At 72.0% G+C, this 21,174-nt stretch carries 15 protein-coding genes; 8 read left to right on the top strand and 7 right to left on the bottom strand.

The window, feature by feature from the left end; translation table 11 throughout:
- The first annotated feature begins 126 nt into the window (after positions 1 to 126).
- The 4 genes from R6Y94_RS06330 to R6Y94_RS06315 all read left to right on the top strand — a co-directional run bounded on the left by R6Y94_RS06330 (position 127) and on the right by R6Y94_RS06315 (position 6,784).
- Positions 127 to 1,395 (top strand): cell division protein DivIVA, encoded by a 1,269-nt coding sequence (locus R6Y94_RS06330; protein ID WP_318394822.1) that lies wholly within the window; start codon positions 127 to 129, stop codon positions 1,393 to 1,395.
- Positions 1,396 to 1,587: 192 nt separating this feature from the next.
- On the top strand, positions 1,588 to 3,816 hold the full coding sequence (locus R6Y94_RS06325) for a hypothetical protein (protein ID WP_318394821.1): 2,229 nt from the start codon (positions 1,588 to 1,590) through the stop codon (positions 3,814 to 3,816).
- 145 nt (positions 3,817 to 3,961) lie between these two features.
- Positions 3,962 to 5,179, top strand: coding sequence for an AI-2E family transporter (locus R6Y94_RS06320; RefSeq protein WP_318394820.1), 1,218 nt, complete (start codon positions 3,962 to 3,964; stop codon positions 5,177 to 5,179).
- A 252-nt stretch (positions 5,180 to 5,431) separates the two neighbouring features.
- Positions 5,432 to 6,784 (top strand): hypothetical protein, encoded by a 1,353-nt coding sequence (locus R6Y94_RS06315; protein ID WP_318394819.1) that lies wholly within the window; start codon positions 5,432 to 5,434, stop codon positions 6,782 to 6,784.
- Here the strand turns inward: R6Y94_RS06315 and R6Y94_RS06310 are convergent.
- Genes R6Y94_RS06310 through R6Y94_RS06290 form a run of 5 tightly spaced genes read right to left on the bottom strand, consistent with a single transcriptional unit; the run spans position 6,769 to position 12,227 of the window.
- Complete coding sequence (locus tag R6Y94_RS06310) at positions 6,769 to 8,100, bottom strand: Coenzyme F420 hydrogenase/dehydrogenase, beta subunit C-terminal domain (RefSeq protein ID WP_318394818.1); 1,332 nt, start codon at positions 8,098 to 8,100, stop codon at positions 6,769 to 6,771. The genes R6Y94_RS06315 and R6Y94_RS06310 overlap by 16 nt on opposite strands.
- Before the next feature lie 26 nt (positions 8,101 to 8,126).
- On the bottom strand, positions 8,127 to 9,497 hold the full coding sequence (locus tag R6Y94_RS06305) for a polysaccharide pyruvyl transferase family protein (protein WP_318394817.1): 1,371 nt from the start codon (positions 9,495 to 9,497) through the stop codon (positions 8,127 to 8,129).
- Positions 9,494 to 10,129: a PIG-L deacetylase family protein gene (locus tag R6Y94_RS06300; protein ID WP_318394816.1), complete on the bottom strand. Its 636-nt coding sequence runs from the start codon at positions 10,127 to 10,129 to the stop codon at positions 9,494 to 9,496. The genes R6Y94_RS06305 and R6Y94_RS06300 overlap by 4 nt, the downstream gene beginning before the upstream one ends.
- Positions 10,126 to 10,998 (bottom strand): glucose-1-phosphate cytidylyltransferase, encoded by an 873-nt coding sequence (locus R6Y94_RS06295; protein WP_318394815.1) that lies wholly within the window; start codon positions 10,996 to 10,998, stop codon positions 10,126 to 10,128. Before R6Y94_RS06295 ends, R6Y94_RS06300 begins: the two co-directional genes overlap by 4 nt.
- The gene (locus tag R6Y94_RS06290; protein WP_318394814.1) at positions 10,998 to 12,227 is read right to left on the bottom strand and encodes a class I SAM-dependent methyltransferase; all 1,230 of its coding nucleotides are present in this window, start codon (positions 12,225 to 12,227) and stop codon (positions 10,998 to 11,000) included. Before R6Y94_RS06290 ends, R6Y94_RS06295 begins: the two co-directional genes overlap by 1 nt.
- Before the next feature lie 179 nt (positions 12,228 to 12,406).
- On the opposite strand from R6Y94_RS06290, the gene R6Y94_RS06285 reads away from it, so the two are divergent.
- The 4 genes from R6Y94_RS06285 (at position 12,407) to R6Y94_RS06270 (ending at position 17,218) form a co-directional block, all read left to right on the top strand.
- Positions 12,407 to 13,438: an SDR family oxidoreductase gene (locus R6Y94_RS06285; protein WP_318394813.1), complete on the top strand. Its 1,032-nt coding sequence runs from the start codon at positions 12,407 to 12,409 to the stop codon at positions 13,436 to 13,438.
- Complete coding sequence (locus R6Y94_RS06280; RefSeq protein WP_318394812.1) at positions 13,435 to 14,727, top strand: class I SAM-dependent methyltransferase; 1,293 nt, start codon at positions 13,435 to 13,437, stop codon at positions 14,725 to 14,727. The genes R6Y94_RS06285 and R6Y94_RS06280 overlap by 4 nt, the downstream gene beginning before the upstream one ends.
- Positions 14,728 to 14,757: 30 nt before the next feature.
- On the top strand, positions 14,758 to 15,651 hold the full coding sequence (locus R6Y94_RS06275) for a glycosyltransferase family 2 protein (protein ID WP_318394811.1): 894 nt from the start codon (positions 14,758 to 14,760) through the stop codon (positions 15,649 to 15,651).
- Between the two features lie 97 nt (positions 15,652 to 15,748).
- Positions 15,749 to 17,218 (top strand): lipopolysaccharide biosynthesis protein, encoded by a 1,470-nt coding sequence (locus R6Y94_RS06270; protein WP_318394810.1) that lies wholly within the window; start codon positions 15,749 to 15,751, stop codon positions 17,216 to 17,218.
- Between the two features lie 98 nt (positions 17,219 to 17,316).
- Here R6Y94_RS06270 and R6Y94_RS06265 read toward each other — a convergent pair whose 3' ends face one another.
- Together R6Y94_RS06265 and R6Y94_RS45040 are read right to left on the bottom strand one after the other, a co-directional pair.
- Positions 17,317 to 19,425, bottom strand: a complete 2,109-nt coding sequence (locus R6Y94_RS06265) for a GDSL-type esterase/lipase family protein (protein ID WP_318394809.1) — start codon at positions 19,423 to 19,425, stop codon at positions 17,317 to 17,319.
- A 112-nt stretch (positions 19,426 to 19,537) separates the two neighbouring features.
- Entirely contained in the window at positions 19,538 to 21,121 is a 1,584-nt protein-coding gene (locus R6Y94_RS45040; protein WP_412102703.1) for a PKD domain-containing protein, read from the bottom strand.
- Positions 21,122 to 21,174 lie beyond the last annotated feature (53 nt).

The raw sequence follows: 21,174 nt of genomic DNA, 5'->3' as shown, positions 1-21,174 counted from the left end.
CTTCGAGCACAGTAGATCCGGCAAAGAGCACCGCCGTCCGGCGGGTTGAGTTGACCTTGTGAACTGGGCGCGATAGTACGGCTCGGGCCTTGCGAAGCACCCCGGTAAGTCTGCAAGTATGTCCCAATGCCCCAGCAGCAGTCCTCCCCTCTCGCGTTCTTCGACAACGCGAACTCGCAGCCAGACTTCACGGTTGCCCTGCGCGGCTACGACCGTGAGCAGGTCAACAGCCACCTGGGCCGGTTGAACGCCGCTCTGAACCAGTCCGAGCAGTCCCGTGCCGAGGCCGAGCAGCGGATGAACGACGCACAGCGTCGGCTCCGCCAGGCCGAGCAGCGGCTCGCGTCGGTCGAGCAGAAGCTCACCGACACCAACAAGCAGCTCGAGGAGAACAACCGCCCCACCCTCTCCGGCCTGGGCACCCGGGTCGAGCAGATCCTGCGCCTCGCCGAGGAGCAGGCGAACGACCACCGCGGCGAGGCCAAGCGCGAGTCGGAGGGCATCCTCTCGGCCGCCCGGCTGGAGGCGCGGGAGATCACCGACAAGGCCCGCGCCGAGGCCGCCGCGATGAAGGCCTCCGCCGAGCGGGAGGCGGGCAGCGTACGCACCGCTGCCGAGCGGGAGGCCGCCGAGGTCCGGGTGCAGGCCCGCCGGGAGGCGGACACCCTGCGCGCCGACGCCGAGCGGGAGACCAAGCAGCTTCGTACGGTGACCGCGCACGAGGTCGCCGAGCTGAAGTCCACCGTCGAGCGGGAGGTCGCCACCCTCCGGGCCACCGCCGAGCGGGAGATCACCCAGCAGCGCGCCAAGGCGGCCCGGGAGGCCGAGGAGAAGCGCGCCGAGGCGACCAAGCTGCTCACCGACGCCCGGGACAAGCGCGACAAGGACCTCCAGGCGCTGGAGCTCCAGCTCGCCGAGCGCCGGGAGAAGGCCGAGCGCGAGGAGTCGGAGCGGCACGCCGCCCAGGTCGCCCAGACCCAGAAGCTGGTCGCCGAGGCCGAGCAGCGGGCCCGGGCCGCGCAGGACCGCGCCAAGGAGATCGAGCAGCGCGCCGAGGCCCGCCGGGTGGAGTCGGAGCGGAACGCCAACGAGACCATCGACAAGGCAAAGGCGCTCGCCGACAAGACCCTCAACGAGGCCCGCGCCGAGGCGCACCGCCTGCTCACCGAGGCGCGTACCGAGGCCGACCTGACCACGCAGGCCGCCCGCCGCGAGGTCGAGGACCTCACCCGGCAGAAGGACGCCGTCACCTCGCAGCTCGGTCAGATGCTCTCCGGCCTGGCCGGCATCGTGCCGGGTGTGGGTGGGGCAGCCGCCAAGCCCGAGGCGCCGAAGGCGGCCACCGCCGAGAAGGCCGAGGCGGAGGAGCGGGTTCCCGCCGACGCGGCGAGCTGACCCGAGGACGCTCGCGGGTCGGACTGCGGGGCAGCAGCACGGCCGGGGCCGTACCGGAAGTTCCGGTACGGCCCCGAGTGCTGCCCGGCGTACGGCCCGATAGGTCGGGCAATGTCACCACCGGTGAGCTTCGTCCCATCAGCCCCGCCGGGTATCGCCGCAGAACCAGCCACCGCGTGTGAGGATGGGAGTATGTCGCACGGCGAGGAACTGTTTGCCCTGAACGGGGACGTGGCTACGGAGCCGAGCTTCGAGCCGGCCTTTCGGGGCTACGACAAGGGGCAGGTGGACCGATACGTCGCTCGCGCCGAGAACGAGATCGCCACCCTGGCGGCGCAGCGTGAGCACGCGTACACCCAGATCCACAATCTGGCCGGGCAGGTCGAGGTGCTGCAACGCGACCTCGCGGCGGTACGCCGGCAGGTCGGCGTGGTCGACCGGGCGTCGTTCCGGCATCTCGGTCCGGTGGTCGAACAGATCCTGACGCTCGCCGAGGAACAGGCCGAGATCATCCACCGCGACACGCTCCAGGAGATCGAGGCCCGCCGGGCCGAGGCGGAGCAGGTGCTCGAGGACGCCCGGGCGCAGGCCGCCGACGCGCTGCGCGACTTCGAACTCGCGCTCGCCGCCCGCCGCGCCGAGGAGGAGAAGGTCAACACGGCCCGCCGGGCCGAGGCGGACGCCGCCGTCACCGCCGCCGCCGAGGAGGCCACCCGACTCCGCGAGGCCGCGCAGGCCGCGTTGGAGAAGGCCAAGCAGGAGGGTTCCGAGCTGCGCAACCGGGCCGCCGAGGAGGCGAACCGGCTGCGCGAGGCCAGCCAGGCGGCGCACGCGAAGGCCGTGCAGGAGGCGAAGCAGCTCCGGGACACCGCCGAGCAGGAGGCGAACCGGCTCACCGAGCTGACCAACCAGCAGGCCCGGGAGTTGACCGAGCGGACCGAGCGGGAGAGCCAGCAGGTCGTCGAGCGGGCGCGCCAGGAGTCCGCGCGGCTGCGGCACGCGGCCCAGCACGAGGCCAACCGGCTCCGCGACGCCGCGCAGCAGGAGGCGACCCGGCTGCGCGAGGCCGGGCAGGCGGCGCACGTCAAGGCCCAGCAGGAGGCGCAGCGGCTCACCGATGCGGCGAGCCAGGAGGCCGACCGCATGATCGAGATCGCCAAGCAGGAGGCCACCCGGCTGCGCGAGGCCGGCCAGGGATTGCACGCCAAGGCCAAGCACGAGGCCACCCAGCTCCGCGAGGCCGGGCAGGCGGCGCACGCCAAGGCCCAGCAGGAGGCGACCCGGATCAACGAGGAGACGGCGGAGTACGTCCGCAAGTCCCGGGCCGAGGTCGAGGACTACGCCCAGAAGGTGCGGGCGGAGACGCAGCAGGAGCTGGGCGCCTGGCGGGCCGGTGTCGAGCAGGAGGTGAACCGGCGCCGTACCGCCGCAGAGGCGGAGATCGCCGCCCTGCGGAGCGCGGCCGAGCAGGAACTCGCCGCCGGCCGGGCCGCGCTGGAGGAGGAACTCGCCGCCTACCGGGCCGGGGCCGACCGCGAGTTCAACCAGCGCAAGTCCGAGCTGGAGCAGCAGTTCCAGGAGCGGCAGGCCGAGCTGGAGCAGCAGTTCGAGCAACGCCGGGCGGAGCTGGAGGAGTCGTACGAGACCCGCCGGGCGGAGATCGAGGGCGGCGCCGACCGGGTCCGCCTGGAGGCCGACGAGTACGCCGAGCGGGTGCGCCGGGAGGCCGACGAGCATGCCGTGGTTATCCGGCGGGAGGCCGAGGAGCGCCTCGCCGAGTTGCAGCGGCAGGCCGACGAGCAGGCCTCGACGTCCCGCCGCCAGTTCGAGGAGTACATGGCGACCGCGCAGCAGCACCTGGCGACCACGCAGCAGCACCTGGCGAGTACCCAGCAGGAGGCGGCCGCCGGCCGGCAGCAGTTGGCCGAGGTGATGCAGGAGATCGCCGAGGCGCAGCAGGCGCTCGCCGACATCCGCCAGGAGACGGTCGCCTCCCGCCAGGAGTCCGACCGGATCCAGCGGCAGTTGGCCGCCGCGCGGGACCAGCTCGCCGGTGAGCAGGACCGGTTGACCGGTACGGAGCAGTCGGCCCAGCAGGCCGAGCAGCAGTTGGCGCAGGCCGAGGCGGACATGCAGCAGATCGTCGAGGCCGCCGCCGAGCAGGTTGCCGCCGACCAGCACGCCGGATCGACAGGCGGTGGGAAGTCCGGGGCGCCCCGGGTGACCGAGCCGGTGACCGGCGGAGCCGACGGCGGCAGCATCGACGGCGAGCCGACCGTGGCCGCGGTGCCGGGCACCGGCGGCCGGGAACCGATGCCGACCCGGATCACCAGCACCGGCGACTCCGGGAAGCGCAGCGGCAAGCCGACGGTCGAGGACCAGGGCAGCAAGTCGAACAAGGTCACCGTCGACTCGGAGTAGCCGCCAGATCTCCCCATTCATGATCACGTAGCGTCTGGCCTGTCACAGCCGGCCGGGCGCTACCTGATCATGGTCTACCTTCGCTCGTATGGGCATTGAGGGCGGCCGGTAACCTCAGCGCAGGCGTAGCGTCGGGGAGGTCCGGATGGAGAGCACGCGGTCGACGGTGGACGGCGACGCCCCACCGGCCGGCGGAGAGGGCGGGCACGCCGGTGGCGCACCCGAGCCGGCCGCCGATCCGCGCAGCACCGCCGAGCCGACCTCCGGGCAGAGCGGTGCGAGCCCCGCTCCGCCCAGCTCGGGTGACGGCGGGACGGGTCGGTTCGGTCGGCCCGGTCAACCCCTCCGGCTCAGCCCGTTCCTGGTCGGGCTCACCGGTGGGCTGGGCGTGCTGCTGGCGTACGCGATCTTCCTCGCGGTCCGCAACGCGGGCTCGGTGCTGGTGCTGGTCTTCATCGCGCTCTTCCTGGCGATCGGGCTGCACCCGGCGGTGGTCCGGCTGCGGTCCTGGGGGCTGCCCCGTGGCCTCGCCGTCGCGGCGGTGACCCTGACCCTGCTCGCGGTCATCACCGGCACGGTGTACGCGCTGGTTCCGCCGATCGTCAGCCAGACCGGTGAGCTGATCGGGCAGGTGCCCGACTACGTGACCCAACTGCGCCGCAACGACACCGTCAACGACCTGATCGTCCAGTACGACCTGGCGGGCAGGATCGAGTCGGCGGCCACGACGGAGAACATCACCCGGGCCCTGGGCGGGGTCTTCGGGGCCGCCGGGTTCATCTTCGGCGCGGTGTTCAACATCGTCACCGTGATCGTGCTGACCATCTACTTCATGGCCACCTTCGACCGGCTCCGCGACCTCGGCTACGGCCTGGTCCCGGCGACCCGGCGAGACCGCGTCCGGCTGATCGGCGACGAGATCCTCGCCAAGGTCGGCGCCTACATGGTGGGGGCCCTCGCCATCGCCCTGCTGGCTGGGGTGAGCACCTTCGTCTTCGCCATCGTCGTCGGCCTGGCGTACCCGTTCGCGCTCGCCGTGGTGGTGGCGATCTGCGACCTCATCCCACAGATCGGCGCGACCATCGGAGCGGTGGTGGTCAGCCTGGTCGGCTTCGCCACCGACGTGCCGACCGGGATCGCCTGCGTGGTCTTCTTCCTGATCTACCAGCAGGTGGAGAACTACCTCGTCTATCCCCGGGTGATGCGCCGGTCCGTGCAGGTCAACGACGTGGCGGCGATCGTCGCGGCGCTGCTCGGGGTGGCCCTGTTCGGGGTGATCGGCGCGCTGGTGGCGATCCCGGCGGTGGCCGCGATCCAGTTGGTGCTCCGCGAGGTGGTCCTGCCCCGGCAGCAACACCGCTGAGCCGCAACTTCTGTCCGCAATCCGTCTGAATCGAGAATAGTAACCCCTTCAACACGGCTTGTAGTATTCATTCATGGCCAGTAGATCGAGACGATCGGAATCGCACCCCTCCTGAGCTGGGAAGGTGTCTCGATCGCGCGATCGTGTCGGCTCGGGGGGAGTCGGCGCGGACCGGCCGAATCGGCGGTGGGCGCCTCGTCGCGCACGAGCGGTGGCCCCTGCCCGTGTGCGACGCGCCCGTGGGGGGTAGCCGTGACCGACACCAACGCCGGACCTCCGATCGAGCCAGCGAGTCTGGTCCGCCAGCCACACCGCGACCGGCGCCGCGCGACCGTCATCGGGACCTTCGGCGTCACGGCCGCCCTCCTCGCCGCCAGCGGCTATCTCGTGCTCAACGTGGCGGGACAGCCGGTCCGGGCCGCGCCGATGGTGCTCGACCAGCCCGGCGCCGTCCTCTGGGGGCAGACGGTCGATCGCCCGATCGAGGTGGCGGCCGACAACGTGACCATCCGGCGGGTGAAGGTACGCACCGGCGGCGGCGCCGCCATCGTGATCCGGTCCGGAGTGGTCGGCACGCTGATCGAGGACACCGAGATCCGATGCACCTCGGCCGGGACCGACGGCGTGGTGCCGGGTGGATATTCGGCGTTACGGGTCCGGGTCAACGGTTGCCGCCAGGCGTTCCGGCAGACCGACGGCAACCCGGCCACCGTCGTCGAGTCCTCCCAGGACGGAAAGCCGTACCGGATCGAGGGGCCGAGCGGCCCGACCGGGGGGCCGATTCCGCCACCCGGCACCGACCCCGACTCCCGGGCGATGGCGCAGCGGCCGCCGTACGCGCCGGCCAGCGCGCCGCCCACCCCGATCACGTACTGGCCCGGGCCGGGCAACACCGGCGTGCCGGCCGGTACGGCGCTGCGCAACTCCGGATCGCTCAGCCTGCGTACCGCCGGGCAGGTGGTGACCGGGCTGAACATCGTCGGCTGCGTCACCGTCGCCGCCGCCAACGTGCAGATCCTGCGGTCCAGGATCACCTGCAACAGCCCCACGTACTCGATCCGCACCCTGGCCGGGGCGACCAACCTGCTGATCCAGGACGTCGAGATCAACGGCATGGCGAAGAACTCGGCCTCGATCTGCTGCACCAACTACACCCTGCGCCGGGGCAACGTCTACAACATGATCGACGGCCCGCGGCTGGCCGACAACACGAGGATCTTCGACTCGTACCTGCACAGCCTGGCCCGGGTCGCCGGCTCGCACAACGACGTGCTGCAGAGCACCGGCGGCAACAACATCATCGTCCGGCACAACACCCTGCTGTCGTACAACCCGGTGACCCGGGACCCGTTCAACTCCTGCCTCACCATCGGCTCGGAGACCGCCCCGACGCTGACCAACCTGACCTTCGAGGACAACTACTGCAACGGCGGGAACTACTCGATCGGGATCAGTCCCCGGCTGGTCGGCTCCAACATCCTGTTCCGGAACAACAAGTACGGCCGCGACTACCGGTACGGGGTGGTCTCCGGCTGGAACCGGCCCGGCGTCACCTGGGACCGGGCCACCAACGTCTACTTCGACAACGGTCAGCCGGTGGTCTGAGCCGGGTCGGCCGCCGGGCCCGCGTGCGCCACGGCCGCCGGGCCGGATGCCGAGCCGGCCCGGTCGGGCTGGACCGGGGGCAGGTAGGGCTGGAGCGCGGCCGGCTCACGCAGCCGCTTGCGGCCGATCCGGCGCAGGGTGCCGAGAGTGGAGCGGAGCTTCTCGACCGTGGACAGGTGCCGCCACCAGATCCCGGCCATCGGCAGGTTGCGCAGCCGGGGCGTCATCAGGCCGGCGGCCCGCAGTGTGCTGAGCCGCCCCCACACCGCCCCCCGGGCCCGGAGCAGGTTCGGCTGCGAGGCGGGCAGGATGTCGGCGCCCACCGGGGTCAGCACCAGCGCCCCGGCCGCGATGGCCGCCTCGACCAGCCGTACGCCGCGCTCGGTGCGGGCCAGCACCAGGGACTGGCCCGGGTCGTCGCCGGTCGGCCTGTACCACGGATCGCCGACCGCCACGTCGGCGAACTCGCCGGTGTGGTCGGCGCAGAGGTAGCAGCGCCACTGCCGGTGCTTCTGCAGGATCTCGCCCCAGGACTCGGCGTAGCTCAGTTCCCGGCGCACCTGGGGCGGGTCGTCGGCAAGCCGGGCCCGGGCCGATCCGGGCCAGCCGTCGCCCCGGTAGTGCACCGACTCCAGCCGGGTCGGGTCGGCCACCCCGAGCCGGTTCAGCATCTCCAGGGTGCCCCTGGTGGTGGGGGTGCCGGCGCAGAAGATCGCGATGGTCAGCCCGAGCTTCCGGTCCAGCTCCGGCCGGACCTGCCGGGCCATCCGGGCCGCCGCCACGTCGCAGGGCTTGCCGACGAAGACGCACGGCGCCTCGGCCGACTCGACCAGGTCCAGCCGGTCACAGGGGCTCGCCGGGGCGTACCGGGAGCCGGCGTTCGCCAGCAGCTCGGCGGTAGTGCGGGACAGCCGGGTCTCGTTCAGGTACGGCACGTCGGCCCGGGCGCCGATGTGCAGCACCCCGGCCATCTGCTCGCCGGTCAGGCAGTATCCGGCCAGTGCGGTCGCCACGCCGCCGCTGGAGCCGGCGTACCGGATCCGTGGGTCGGCGGCGTACCCCTCCCAGATGGCCCGGACCGGTCCCCAGGCCGCGCGCAGTTCAGGGATCTCGCCCGGCGCCGGCCGGCTGCTGCCGTGCGCCAGCCGCACCCCCGGGCAGCAGTCCAGCGCCGCCGCCGCGCCGCCGCCCGCCGCCCCGACCGGGGTGATCGGCAACGGCCGCCGGCCGTGGTCGAGGACATCGACCATCCGCACCTCGTCCGGCGCCAGGTACGCGCAGACCCCGCACCCGGTGCAGAGCTTTCCGGACGCCACGTCATGCACGGTGCGGGGCCGCGCCATCAGCGCACCCCGGCCGGCGCTCGACGGTCCCGCTCGGCCCGGGCCAGCGCCACGAACTCGTCCATCTGGGCGGCGGCCCGGCCCACGGCGGCCGGGGTCCGGACGGCCAGTTCAGCTGCGGTCTCGGCCCGGCCGGTCCAGGAGGTCCAGAGCGCGTCGAGCAGCGCGTCGTCGGCGAGCCGGCGGGCGTCGGCGACGTGCCGGCGCTGCCCCACGCTGGCGAAGACGCCCCGCGCCTTGTCGCTGTACGCCACCACCGCTGCCGGTACCCCGGAGGAGAGCGCCGCGATCGTGGAGTGCATCCGCATCCCGCAGAACCAGCTCGTGTGCCCGATCACCCACTTGCTCTGGTGCGGGTCCAGCCCGGACGGGGCCAGCGCCACCCGGTCGCCGTACCGGGGTGCGAGGGCGGCGTAGAGCCGCTCGCTGGCCACCCGGTCGTCGTCGGCCCCGTTCGGGGTGAGCACGTGCGGGACGATGATCACCCGGGTCTCCGACTGCTCCAGCAGGCGTTCGCAGAGCCGGTTGGCGACCCGGGAGGTGTCCCCGGCGAGTCCGAACTGGACCCGGCCCTCCGGCCGGGACATCAGTCCGCTGACGTTGATCCCGGCCACCGGCCCCGGATCCGCCTCGAACCACCCGGCCAACCGCTGGTACGCCGGTTCGTCCGGCGCCCTCGACTCGAGCGCGAAGGCCACGTCCACGCCCTCCCGGTGCCGCAACGGGTCGAGGTCGGGCCCGAGCAGGTCGGCCAGGGCCGCATAGCTCTCCGGATCCCGGGCCCAGGCCATCCGAGCGCCCCGGACCAGCGCCGCCGCCTCGGAGCGCAGCCGCGTCGACCGGAACGGCCCGTACGTCTGCGGCAGCAGCACCAGCGGGCGGCGCCGGAGCAGCGCCAGCCGCTTCGGCCAGGCCACGGTGCGGAACCGGTGCTCGCCGTAGATGTCACTGAAGCTGTCCCCGCCGCTGACGTCGAGTACCACGTCGGCGGCGTCGATCCGGGCCAGCCCGGCGTTGCCGAGCCCGCCCAGCGCCGCGCTGATCCGCATGTTGAGATAGGACTCCGGCCGGTGGTAGCGGCGCGAGTGCCGGGCACCGGCCAACGAGATCGGCACCGGCCGGCCGGCCACGAAGGTGTGCCCGGCGCGCTGCCCCCAGCCGTCGTCGAAGACGGTCACGTCCGCGCCCGGCTCCCGGGCCAGCAGTCCGCCCAGGGTGGCCGCCCGCAGCGCGCCGACCCCCAGGTTCAGGTGTGCGCCCGGCACCCCGAACAGGCAGGCCGACAACGCTCTGCTCCGGGCACTCGACCCGGTCGTCCCGCTCGCCTCGGGCGCTTCGCTCGTCTCGCTCGCCTCGGTCGCTTCGGTCACTGCTCGATCACCGCTTTCTCGCACCGGAACGCCTCGGCGTACCGGGACCGGCACTCCATCCCCCGCAGCCGGGACAGCCCGAGGAAGACCTCGTCGTCCCACCAGTCCCGGGCCTTCTGGGACGGATAGTTCGCGTGCAGCAACTCGACCTTGCGGCGTACCCGCTCCTCGGTCAGGGGCAGATAGACGTTGCGCCGGCCCAGGTCCCCGTCCCACTTGGGGATCTCGTAGTACAACACCGTGGCGTCCCGAAACGACGTGGGCACCAGCGCGGCGAGTGTGTGGTGGTCCTGGTGCGCGTCGTCGGGGCTCGGCGCCAGCACCAGGTCGGCGTCCAGGGTCGCGGCGGCGGCGTTCACGATCTCCTTCGCCTCGCCCCACCGGGCCGGCACCCGGCCGTCCGGCAGGTCGTGCAGGGCGAAGCTGAGCGCGGCGCCGGGCAGGAAGGCCGCGGCCGCGGCCCGGGCCTCGGCCTGCCGGGCGGGGGTACCGGTGAGCAGTACGTAGTGCACCCGGAGTCCGGGTACGTCGCCGAGGGCGAGCAGCAGGCCACCGGCGCCGATCTCGATGTCGTCGGGATGTGCCCCGAGCAGCACCACCGAGCGGGCCGCGGACAGGCGCAGCGGCATCATCGGCCGGTCAGCCCCAGCTCGCGGGCTCCCCCGGCGCTGCCCGCCGCGGCGAGCACCGGCTCCAGAGTCGCCGGCCGGCGGCCCCGGTTGCGGTTGGCGTCCCAGAGCATCCACGGGCAGCGGGCCGAGTGGTAGAGCTGCTCCAGCTCGGCCCGGTCCTTGAAGGTGTCGGCGGCCCGCCAGAACCCGGTGTAGCGCTGGGCGATCAGCCGCTGCTCCGGCAGCAGCCGGTCGAACGCCTGCGGCACCAGGTCCTCCCCCTCGCGCAGCACGTCGAAGATCTCCGGGCGCAGGATGAAGTAGCCGCCGTTCTCCCACTGCATCAGCTCCCGGATCGGGCGTACCCGGGTGACCTGGTCGCCGGGGGCGATGTCGATGACGTGGTGGGTCGACTGCACCGGTACGGCCAGCAGGCTGGCCACCGCGTCGGTGTGGCGGAACCGGTCGATCATCTCCGGCAGCGGCGCGTCGGTCAGGGTGTCGGCGTAGTTGGCCAGGAACATCGGCTCGTCCTCGACGTACCTGCGGACCCGCATCAGCCGCTCGCCGATGCTCGCCCCGAGGCCGGTGTCGATGAAGGTGATGTTCCAGTCGGTGATGTCGGCGGAGTGCAGCCGCACGTCCCGGCCGTCCATCGAGAGGCTGAAGTCGTTGGAGAGCGTCTCGTCGTACCGGAGGAAGTAGTCCTTGACCGCGACGGCGCCGTAGCCGAGGCAGAGGATGAAGTCGGTGTGCCCGAAGTGGGCGTAGTAGCGCATCACGTGCCAGAGCAGCGGGCGGTCCCCGATCATCGCCATCGGCTTCGGCGCGGAGGCCGCGTCCTCGCGCATCCGCATCCCCAGGCCGCCGCAGAAGAGGACGACCTTCATCACACCACCTCCAGGGCGGGGATCGGGAAGACGAGCCGCCCGCCCCAGTGCCGTACGTAGGTGAGCTGCGCGGAGATCTCGGTGCGCAGGTTCCAGGGCAGCACGAGCACGTAGTCGGGGCGGTCCTCGGCGATCCGCTCCGGTGGGTGGATCGGGATGTGCGTGCCGGGCAGGAATTTTCCCTGCTTGTGCGGGCTGCGGTCCACCGTGTATTCCAGCAGGTCGGAGCGGATGCCGCAGTGGTTGAGCAGCGTGTTGCCCTTGCCCGGTGCCCCGTAGCCGACCACCCGCAGGCCCTGGGCCCGGGCGGTGAGCAGGAAGTCGAGCAGTTCCCGCTTGATGTCGAAGACCGCGTCGGCGAAACCGAGGTGCCCGGCGACGGTGTGCAGCCCGGCCTCGGTCTCGGCGTCCAGCACCGACTTGACGTTGCCGGACGGCTCCCCCGCCGCCGCGGCCGGCCGGGCGTGCACCCGCAACGAACCGCCGTGCGACGACAACTCGTCCACGTCGGTCACGATCAGGCCGGCGGTGGCCAGCGCGCGCATCGCGGTACGCAGCGTCAGGTATTGATAGTGCTCGTGGTAGATGGTGTCGTACTGCCGGCGCTCGATCAGCCGTAGCAGGTGCGGCACCTCGCAGGTGACCAGCCCGGTCGGCTTGACCAGCGCGGCCAGCCCGGCGGTGAACCCGATCAGGTCCGGGACGTGCGCGTAGACGTTGTTGGCGGCCACCAGGTCGGCCCGGCCGTAGCGCTCCGCCAGCTCGGCACCGGTCTCCGCACCCAGGAACCGCACCTCGGTCCGGATGCCCCGGCGCCGGGCCACCTCGGCGACGTTGCCGGCCGGCTCCACCCCGAGCACCGGTACGCCGCTGGCGACGAAGTGCTGGAGCAGGTATCCGTCGTTGCTCGCCACCTCGGTCACCAGGCTGTCCGGCCCGAGACCGAGCGCCTCGGTCATCGTGTCCGCGTACCGTCTGGCGTGCGCCACCCAGGAGTCGGAATACGACGAGAAATAGGCATAGTCGGAAAAGATTTCCTCTCCGGACACGTACGCCGGAAGTTGCACTAGCAGACAGTTCGAGCAGATTCGGACGTGCAGTGGATAGAAGGTCTCGGCCGAATCGAGTCGGTCGGCGCTCAGATAGCTCTCGCAGAGCGGCGACATGCCCAGGTCGACAAACGTTTCGGTCAATACCGCCGCACACAGCCGGCATTTGGCATCGGTCATGCCCCACCCACCCCGATATGATCGGAATACCGGCGCGGCGCCCGCCCGCCTGCGCGCCACGCTAACCAGCGCTCCGGCGCGGCGGGAGTGGTTGAGTAAAAAGTCCGACAATAGCCCGGCCGGCCAGGGGGGCACCCATAAACTCGCCTTCTCACCCGGTCGACGACGGGAGCTTTGCCGTGCGTGTTCTCGTGACCGGCCACCATGGTTACCTCGGCGGCGTACTCACCCCGATGCTGGGGGCCGCCGGGCACGACGTGACCGGCCTGGACACCGATTACTACTCCGACTGCCTGCTCGGCCCGGCACCGGCCGCCGTGCCATCCCTCGCGATGGACCTGCGGGACGTCCGGCCGGAACATCTCGCCGGGTTCGACGCGGTCTGCCACCTCGCCGCACTCTGCAACGACCCGATCGGCAACCTCAACCCGGAGCTGACCTACGAGATCAACCACCGGGCGACGGTGCGGCTGGCCGAGGCCGCCAAGGCGGCCGGGGTGACCCGGTTCCTCTTCTCCTCCTCGTGCAGCCTCTACGGCGCGGGCACCGACGACCGCCCGCTCGACGAGACCGCCGGCTTCGCGCCGGTCACCCCGTACGGCGAGTCGAAGATCCGGGCCGAGCAGGACCTGTCCGCGCTCGCCGACGACGACTTCTCCCCGGTGTTCCTGCGCAACGCCACCGCGTACGGCTTCTCGCCCCGGCTCCGCGGCGACCTGGTGGTCAACGACCTCACCGCGCACGCCCTGCTCACCGGCGAGGTGCGGCTGCTCTCCGACGGCTCGGCCTGGCGGCCCCTGGTGCACGCCGAGGACATCTGCGCGGCCTTCCTGGCCCTGCTGGAGGCGGACCGGGCCACGGTGCACGGCCGGGCGTACAACATCGGGGTCACCGGCGAGAACTACCTGATCCGGGACGTCGCCGAACTCGTCGCCGAGGTGGTGCCGGGCTCCCGGGTCACCTTCGCCGGCGGCGCGTCGGCGGACACCCGCAACTACCGGGTGAGCTGTGACCTGGTCGCGGCCGAGGTGCCCGGCTTCCGTCCCCGCTGGACGGTACGCAAGGGGATCGAGGAGCTGGTCGAGGCCTACCAGCGGTACGGGCTGACCATCGAGGCGTTCCGGGGCGAGCGGCACCAGCGGCTGCGCCGGATCCGGGCGCTCACCGAAGCCGGCCGGCTCGACGCCGAGCTGCGCTGGAGCGCGCGGTGACCGCTGCCGGCGGCTCCGGGGGACGGCGACCGGTGCACCGGTGCACGGCCTGCGGGCGGCACGACCTGGTGCCCTTCGCCGACCTGGGCGAGATCCCGGTCTACTGCGGCGTGCACTGGGCCAGCCGGGCCGAGGCGCTGGCCAGCCCGCTCGGGCGGATGTGGCTGGCGTACTGCCCGGAGTGCGGGTACGTACGCAACCTCGCCTTCGACCCGGCCGTTCTGGTCTACGACACCACCATGGACACCAACCTGCACCACTCGCCCGCGTTCGGGGTCTTCTCGGCGGAACTGGTCAAGCACCTCGCCGGGCGGTTCCCGCTGCGCGGCGGCACGGTGCTGGACGTCGGCTGCGGCCAGGGCGAGTTCCTCCGCGAGCTGTGCCACGTCGCCGGTTGCCGGGGCATCGGCTACGACGCGATGTACGCCGGGACGCCCGGCCCGGACCCGTCCGGCGCCACGTTCCACCGCGGGCACGCGCCGCTGGACGCCGACACCCCCGAGTTCGACCTGGTCACCTCCCGGCACTGGTTCGAGCACCTGGACGACCCGTACGCCTTCCTGGTCCGGCTCCGCGAGCTGGCCGGCGACCGGCCGGTGTACGGCTATCTGGAGGTGCCGGACGCCGGCTACGACCTGGCCACCGCCGGCTGGGAGGTGATCTACCCGCACGTCTCCTACTTCGACGGGTACTCGCTGTGCCGCATCGTCGAGCGGGCCGGCTGGCGGGTGGTCGCCACCGGGCGGCTCTTCTCGGGCATGTTCCGGTACGTCGAGATCTCGGTCAACGCGGCACCGCCGATCACCGGCACCGAACTGGCCGGCACCGAACTGCCCGGCACCGAACTGCCCGGGCCCGAACTGGCCGGCACCGAACTTCCCGGGGCCGAGCTGCCCGGGGCCGGGTCGCCGGGCCGGGCCGACCGGAACCGCCAGCTCGCCGCGATCGCCGGGTTCGCCGACCGGCACGCAGCCGAGCGGAAGCGCTGGCGCGGCACCATCGACCGGTTGCTGGCCGCCGGCGACCGGCCGGTGCTCTGGGGGGCCGGTTCGCGCGGGGTGCAGTTCCTGCACCTGGCCGACCCGGACCGCCGGCTCGCCGCAGTGGTGGACGTCAACCCGCGCAAGTGGGGCCGCTACCTGCCGGTGACCGGGCACGAGGTACGGGATCCGGCCACCCTCGCCGGCTCCGGCACCCGATCGGTGATCATCACCAACCCGGCCTACCGGGACGAGATCGACGCCGCGCTGCGCCAGCTCGGCGTGCAGGCCGAGCTGCTGGTCGCCTGAGCGGAGGAGATGATGGAGCCAGCGCCGCGGGTGAGTCTGGGCGTGCCCCTCTACAACGCCGAGCGCTACCTCGAAGGCTGCCTCGACGCCCTGCTCGCCCAGGACTACCCCGACTTCGAGATCATCATCAGCGACAACGCCTCCACCGACCGGACCTGGGAGATCTGCCAGCGGTACGCGGCGAAGGACCCGCGGGTCCGGCTCTACCGCAACCCGCGCAACTTCGGCGGGCACGTCAACTACGCCCGGGTGGTGCAGTTGGCCCGGGGCGAGCTGTTCAAGTGGGTGGCGTACGACGACGTCTGCCTGCCGGCGTACCTGCGCACCTGCGTGGCGGCACTGGACGCGGCCGGGCCGCACGCCGTACTCGCCTATCCGCGTACGGTGCTCATCGACGAGGCGGGCGACGTGATCGGCCCGTACGCCGACCGGCTGGACCTGCGCGACCGGCGGCCGTGGCGCCGGGTGGCCGGGGTGGCGAAGAACATCAACCTCTGCCACGCGCACTTCGGGGTGTTCCGGATGTCGGCGCTGCGCCGGACCGGGATGATCCGCCCGTTCCTCTCCTCCGACTACACGCTGATCGCCGAGGTGGCCCGGCTCGGCGAGATCCACGAGGTGGCCGAGCCGCTCTTCCTGCGCCGGATGCACGGCGCCTCCACCCGGCAGGCCAGGGACGCCACCCCGGCCTCGGCACTGGCCTGGTTCGCCCAGAGCGGCAAGCGGGTCCGGGCGCCCCGGCTGCGGATGCTCGCCGAGACGCTGCGGACCCTCTCCACCGGCTCCGAGCCGCTCGGCACCCGGCTCAGTTCGGCGGCGGCGTTCCTGGCCACCTGGTGGGCCCGCCGGGTCCGGGTCCGGCTCGGCCGGCTGCGCCGCCGGTTGGTCCGTCGGCGTACCAGCGCGGCGAAGGGCAGCGCCTAGGGTGGCCGCGCTCCAGCCCGCCCGGACGGCCCCGGAACAGCCAGCCGGCACCCCGGCAGATGACCCGGAGTCCGCCCCGTCGGGCAGCGCCGGTCGGGTGCGTTCGGCGATCGGCTGGTCGTACCTGCTCACCGCCGGCCGGATCGGTTCGTCGATCCTGGTCACCTTCCTGCTCGCCCGGCTGCTCGGGCCGAGCGAGTTCGGCCTGGTGGCGATGGCCACCGTCTTCATCACGGTCGCGCAGACGCTGATCCAGCAGGGGCTGGTCTCCGCGATCGTGCAGCGGGACCGGCTCACCCCCGAGCACCTGGACGGCGCCTTCGTGGTGCTGGTGCTGGCCGGCGTGGTGATCGGCGGGCTGACCGCCGCCGCCAGTCCACTCTGGGCGATGGCCAACCGGGCCCCGGAGCTGACCGCGATCTGCGTCGCGCTCTCCCCACTGGTGCTGTTGCAGGGGCTCTCCATCGTTCCCGAGGCGGTGCTCCGAAGGGAGCTGCGGTTCCGCGCGGTCGCCATCCGTACCCTGCTCGCCTCGCTGCTCAGCGGCGCCGTCGGCGTGGTGCTGGCGTTGGCCGGCGCGGGCATCTGGGCCCTGGTGGCGCAGCAGTTGGTGAACGCGGCGGTCGGCCTGGTGGTGCTCTGGTGGGTCTGCCCGTGGCGGCCCAGCCGCCGGCCCCGGCTGGCCGGCATCAGGGACCTGCTGGTCTTCTCCGCCCACTCGGCCAACGCCGGGCTGGGCCTGATGCTCAGCTCCAAGGCGGACGTCCTCTTCACCGGCCTCTTCTTCGGGCCGGTGGCGACCGGGATCTACCGGCTGGCGGCCCGGCTGCCGGACATGCTGGTGGACGTGACGGTCCGCTCGCTCCAGCAGGTGGCACTGCCGTCGCTGTCCCGGTTGCAGCGGGACCGGGCCGCACTGGCCGCACACCTGGGCCAGCTCCAGCACCTCGGCGCGGTGGCCGGACTGCCGGTGCTCGGCGTACTGGCGGCGGCGGCGCATCCGCTGGTCACGCTGCTGGGTCCGCAGTGGGCCGGCACCGAGGTGCCGCTCCGGCTGCTCTGCCTCTTCGGCGCCGTCAACGTGTACGGTGTGCTGCTCGGTCCGGCGCTCCAGGCGATCGGCCAGCCGGGCAAGCTCGCCGCGATCCTCTGGACCCGGGGGGTACTCGGGGTGGCGACGCTGGCCGGCGTCGGCACCCTCTTCACCGGGTACGGCGACGTGGCCGAGGCGACCGCGGTGGCGCTGGCCGGGGTCGGGATGCAGGTCGTGGTGACCGCCCTCGCGGTCTGGGTCACCGTGCGCCGGGCCGTGAGGGCGTCGATCGCGGCCTTCCTCGCTCCGACGGTGCCGGCGATTCTGGCCGCGGTGGTCGCCGCACTGGTGCCGCTGGTGGTGGCCCGGACCGGCCTGGACGCCGGACCGGTGGTCGAGCTGCTGGTGCTGGGCGGGACGGCCGGGCTGGCCGCCGGGGTGCTGCTCTGGGTCACCGACGCCCGGCTGCGCCGGCTGGTGCTGGCCCGGCTCCCCCGCCGCCGTACCGCCGGGAGCGGCGCCACCGGCAGCTGAGTACCAGATCCTCAGCACCGTTGGATGGTCTCGGCCCGCTCCCGCCGCTCGAAGGTCGCGGTGGTCCCCTACCCCGTGTCGTCGGCTACACACGTGCCTCAGAGCACGCGACGCACCGCGCCGTTGGTGTTCACCAGCACACGCCGGTCGTTGAGCGCCAGCGCGTACGCCAGATTCCCGGGCTCGAACGGGTGGAACGACGATTCCCGGTAGCTGAAGACGAGGTCGTTGATCCACGGATCGCTGCCGCACGCGGCGTGCTGGTTGCCCGCGAACCGGGCCGTCACCTCGCCGGTGAACGCCACCACGCCGGCGTCGAAGGCGGCTTGCTGGATCACATTGTTCAACCGCACGCCGAGTCGCACGATCATCCGCCGTTCGTCGTCATCGAGCGGCGCGTTGATGGCGAGCGGGCAGGGTAGACCTGGCGCAACAAGCTGCGGATAGCCGGCCACGAAGATGTCGGCGCCCGGCGCCCGCAGCCGGAGGTCCCGGTAGAGCAGGCGCAGCGGGTTGTAGAGAGCGTCGACCGTTGCGTTGAGCGCCGGCTCCCGGTGGGTGCACTGCACCGGAAGCAGGATGCAGTTGGTCAGCTCCGGCGCGAACCCGGCGTCGTTGCCGCCGATCGTCATGGTGATCAGGGTGGGGCCGGGGGCGTGCCACGGAATGAGGCCCTTCTGGTACAGGTCCACGTCAACGGTCGTGGCACCGGAGCAGGCGAGCAGTTCGGGCTGCGGGTCCCACGGTGACCTGGCCAGGTAGGCCCAGGTGTTGGGCGAGACTCCGCATTGCGGGTCGGCCTTCGAGTCCTGGTTGCCGATCCCGGCCGAGTAGGAGTCGCCCAGCGCGAAGAACCTGGTGTACTGCGGCACGCCGGTGGTGCGTATCTCGATGGGCACGGAGGCCGGCCCCTCCAACAACCCGTTGACCGGCACGACGCGCCAGCGGTACCAGTTTCCGGGGTACAACAGCCCGGGGTTGAACGACGTCGCGGAAACCGCCCAGGGCAGCCGGGTCCAGCTGGCAGGGTTGCGCGCGAGGTCGATCACCTCGATGAAGTAACCGGTGGCCTCCGCGGTAGATGACCACCACAACTGAGAATCGTTGTCGGTGGGGCCGGGCGAGCCGTTCAGCGTTACGTGCCCCGGCGCGACACCGCCGAACACAGCGCGCGAATGGTTGCCCGGCTGGCCGGTCATCAGCCCCTTGGTCGGCACGAGACGGTAGTCGACCTGCGCACCGGCCAGGCCCTCCGTGGTCCATGTGGTGTCCGCGACGGGGTACGGCAGCCGGGTGAAGGTCGACTCGTTCGACGGCTTGACGATCCGCTGCTCGATCAGGTAGCCGGTGGCACCCGGCGTCGCCGACCAGTTGAGCCGGGCCGCCCGGTTCAGTGACGTGGTGCTCACCGCCGGGCCGGCCGACGGCCACGCCACATTCGTCGGTCCGATGAAGCTGCGGCCGATGCCGACGCGGTTCAGCGCGTTGGCGAACGCCGCCGCGATCCGGGCCTCACCGGTTGAGTTCGGGTGCGTGCCGTCCCAGGTGTGTACCGCCGGATCCCAGCCGGCCGGGTCGGTGGTGGTCACCACCCTGGAGGCGGAGGTCGACATCGACGCCGCAAGGGCGTCGTACCGGGCGTTGAGGTCAGCCGTGTCGGCCTGGTTGAGGTACACCTTCTCGAAGATGTCGTAGCGGGACAGGGTGTGCCCGATGACGATGGTGACCGAGGGGTTGGCCGCGCGCGCGTTGCTGACGAAGGTGCGCATGTCGTCGGCGACCCTCGCCGGGCTGTGCGCGAACCAGATCAGGTCGTTGATGCCCAGCAGGACCAGGACGACCTGCGCTCCGGTGCTCGACACAGCGGCCTGGATGGTGTCCTTCTCCGACGTCACCGGCCGTCCCCACTGCGCGTGATGGTGCCGGTCGAACGGATACGCGTAGGTCTGGTCGCCGTGCTGGTTGGTGATGTTGTTGTAGAGGTCCGTGCGGTCACCGACGAGGTCGAACGAGACCCCGGCGTTCAGCAGGTGCTGGTACAGGTGGTAGCGCCAGGTGATGTCGCCCGACGATCCCTGCGTGATCGAGTCGCCGACGACCATGATGGGTAGCGGAGCGGCGGCGAGCACCACTCCACCGGTGGGCAACACCATCGCGAGCACCAATGCCGTGATGAGCCCGATGCGACGCCAGACCCCGCCGTTCATCCCCGACCCCTCCAACCATCGACGAGTGAGAGCATCCAAACACATCGGTGTGGAGGCAACGTGGAAGATCAACAGCGGCCGGGAACGTAGGTACCTGAGCGCGGTCAGTTGATCAATCGAGTGAGCCCTGGTCGGCTGACGGCGCGGCGACGGTCGCGGCCGGCGGGGTGAAGACGATCGCCTTGCCGTTGGCCAGCACCAACTGGTTGACCGAGTACTGCACCGCGTCGGTACCGGTCGGATTCTCGATGCCGATCGTCGCCGCGTTGCCCAGCTCGCGTCCGGCGTTCAGCGCGGTGTAGTTGAAGACGATCTGGCCCCACTCGGAGAGCACCGCCTGGAAGGTGATCCGTGCGGCGGGTGCGCCGGAGAGTCCCACGTCCTTCCACTCGACCACGAACTGCCGGTCCGGTGCGGCGCCCAGCACGGCGGTCCGGACCCGCGACTCCGGGTGCATCACCAGATCGTCCCAGAAGGGATAGAGCGCCGCGTTCGGTGTGCCGGCGTACGGCAGCGCCCGGTTCGCCGGCCAGGATCCGCGGGGGTCCACGAAGGACAGTACGCCGTTCACGTCCACCCACGCCCTGGAGTGGGTCTGCCCGTAGTACGGGAACGGGAACGGGAGCACCACCGATGCGGTGTCGTTGTCGCCGGTCAGCGGCAGCTCGGCCGGGCCGGCCGGCAGGTACGCCCGGCCGGAGTGTGTGGTGCACGCGTAGCCGAAGCCGTCCGCGCAGCTACCCGGGGCACCGTCGTAGTTGGCGGTGTAGGTCGCGGTGGTGGCGGCCGGCGCGGTGATCACATGGGTCGCGGCACCCCCGTCCGACCAGTTCTGGAAGGTGTACGTACCCGGACCGAGCCGCTGCGGCCCGGGCCCGCTGAGGGTGTTGGTCGAACCGACGATCACCTGCACGGCATTCGGGGTGGTGAGACTCCGGCCGTTGAGGTTGACCCGCAGCCCGGAGGGCTTGGTCGCGAGCTTGAGCTGCACGGTCTTCGGGTCCAGCCGGAGCGTGGTGCTGCCGGTCAGCCCGCCGCTGTCCCCGGCCGTCAGCGTCAGCTCCAGATAGGACGGGTACTCGTGGTCCGGGGCCAGGAACGTCCCGGAGGCCACCCCGGCCACCTCGCGCACCGGATGGCTGTGGCAGTTCTCCGGTGTGCTGCAGTGCATGTTGACCAGGGTCCAGCGCAGCGCCGAGGCCGGCAGCGCACCCTGCTGCGGGTCGGTGGCCCCACCGCTGAACGTGACCGTCTGGCCGGTCGCCCAGCGCATCGCGGCGGTCGGCTGTTCGATCACCGGCACCGGCGCACTCGTGCCGACCCTGATCTGCACCGTCGCGGTATCGCTCAGCCCGGCGAAGTCGACCACCCGCAACCGCGCGGTGTAGGTGCCGACCGACGGGTACCGGTGGGTCACGTTCAGCCCGGTCGCGTCCACGGTGCCGTCGCCGGTGAAGTCCCACTGGTATTCGAGGATGTCGCCCGGGTCCGCATCGGTCGAGCCGACGGCGTCGAACGAGACGTCCAGCGGCGCCTCTCCGCTGGTCGGGGTCGCCTCGGCGACGGCGTTCGGCGGCTGGTTGCCGGAACTGTAGTGGAACCGGCGTACGGTGCCGCCGAGCAGGTCGACGTAGTACAGGTCGTTCTCCGGCCCGATCCGCAGGTCCGCGACGCCGGGGGCGATCGCGAACGGCACGATCCGGGCCGGGTCGGGTAGCCCGTTGGCGCCGGTCCGCATCGCCCAGATGC

Source organism: Plantactinospora sp. KLBMP9567 (genome assembly GCF_033446045.1).
In the GTDB taxonomy this organism is placed as follows: Bacteria; Actinomycetota; Actinomycetes; order Mycobacteriales; family Micromonosporaceae; genus Plantactinospora.
Note: the sequence above shows the minus strand (reverse complement) of the source record. Positions and strands in the feature narration are given on the sequence as shown.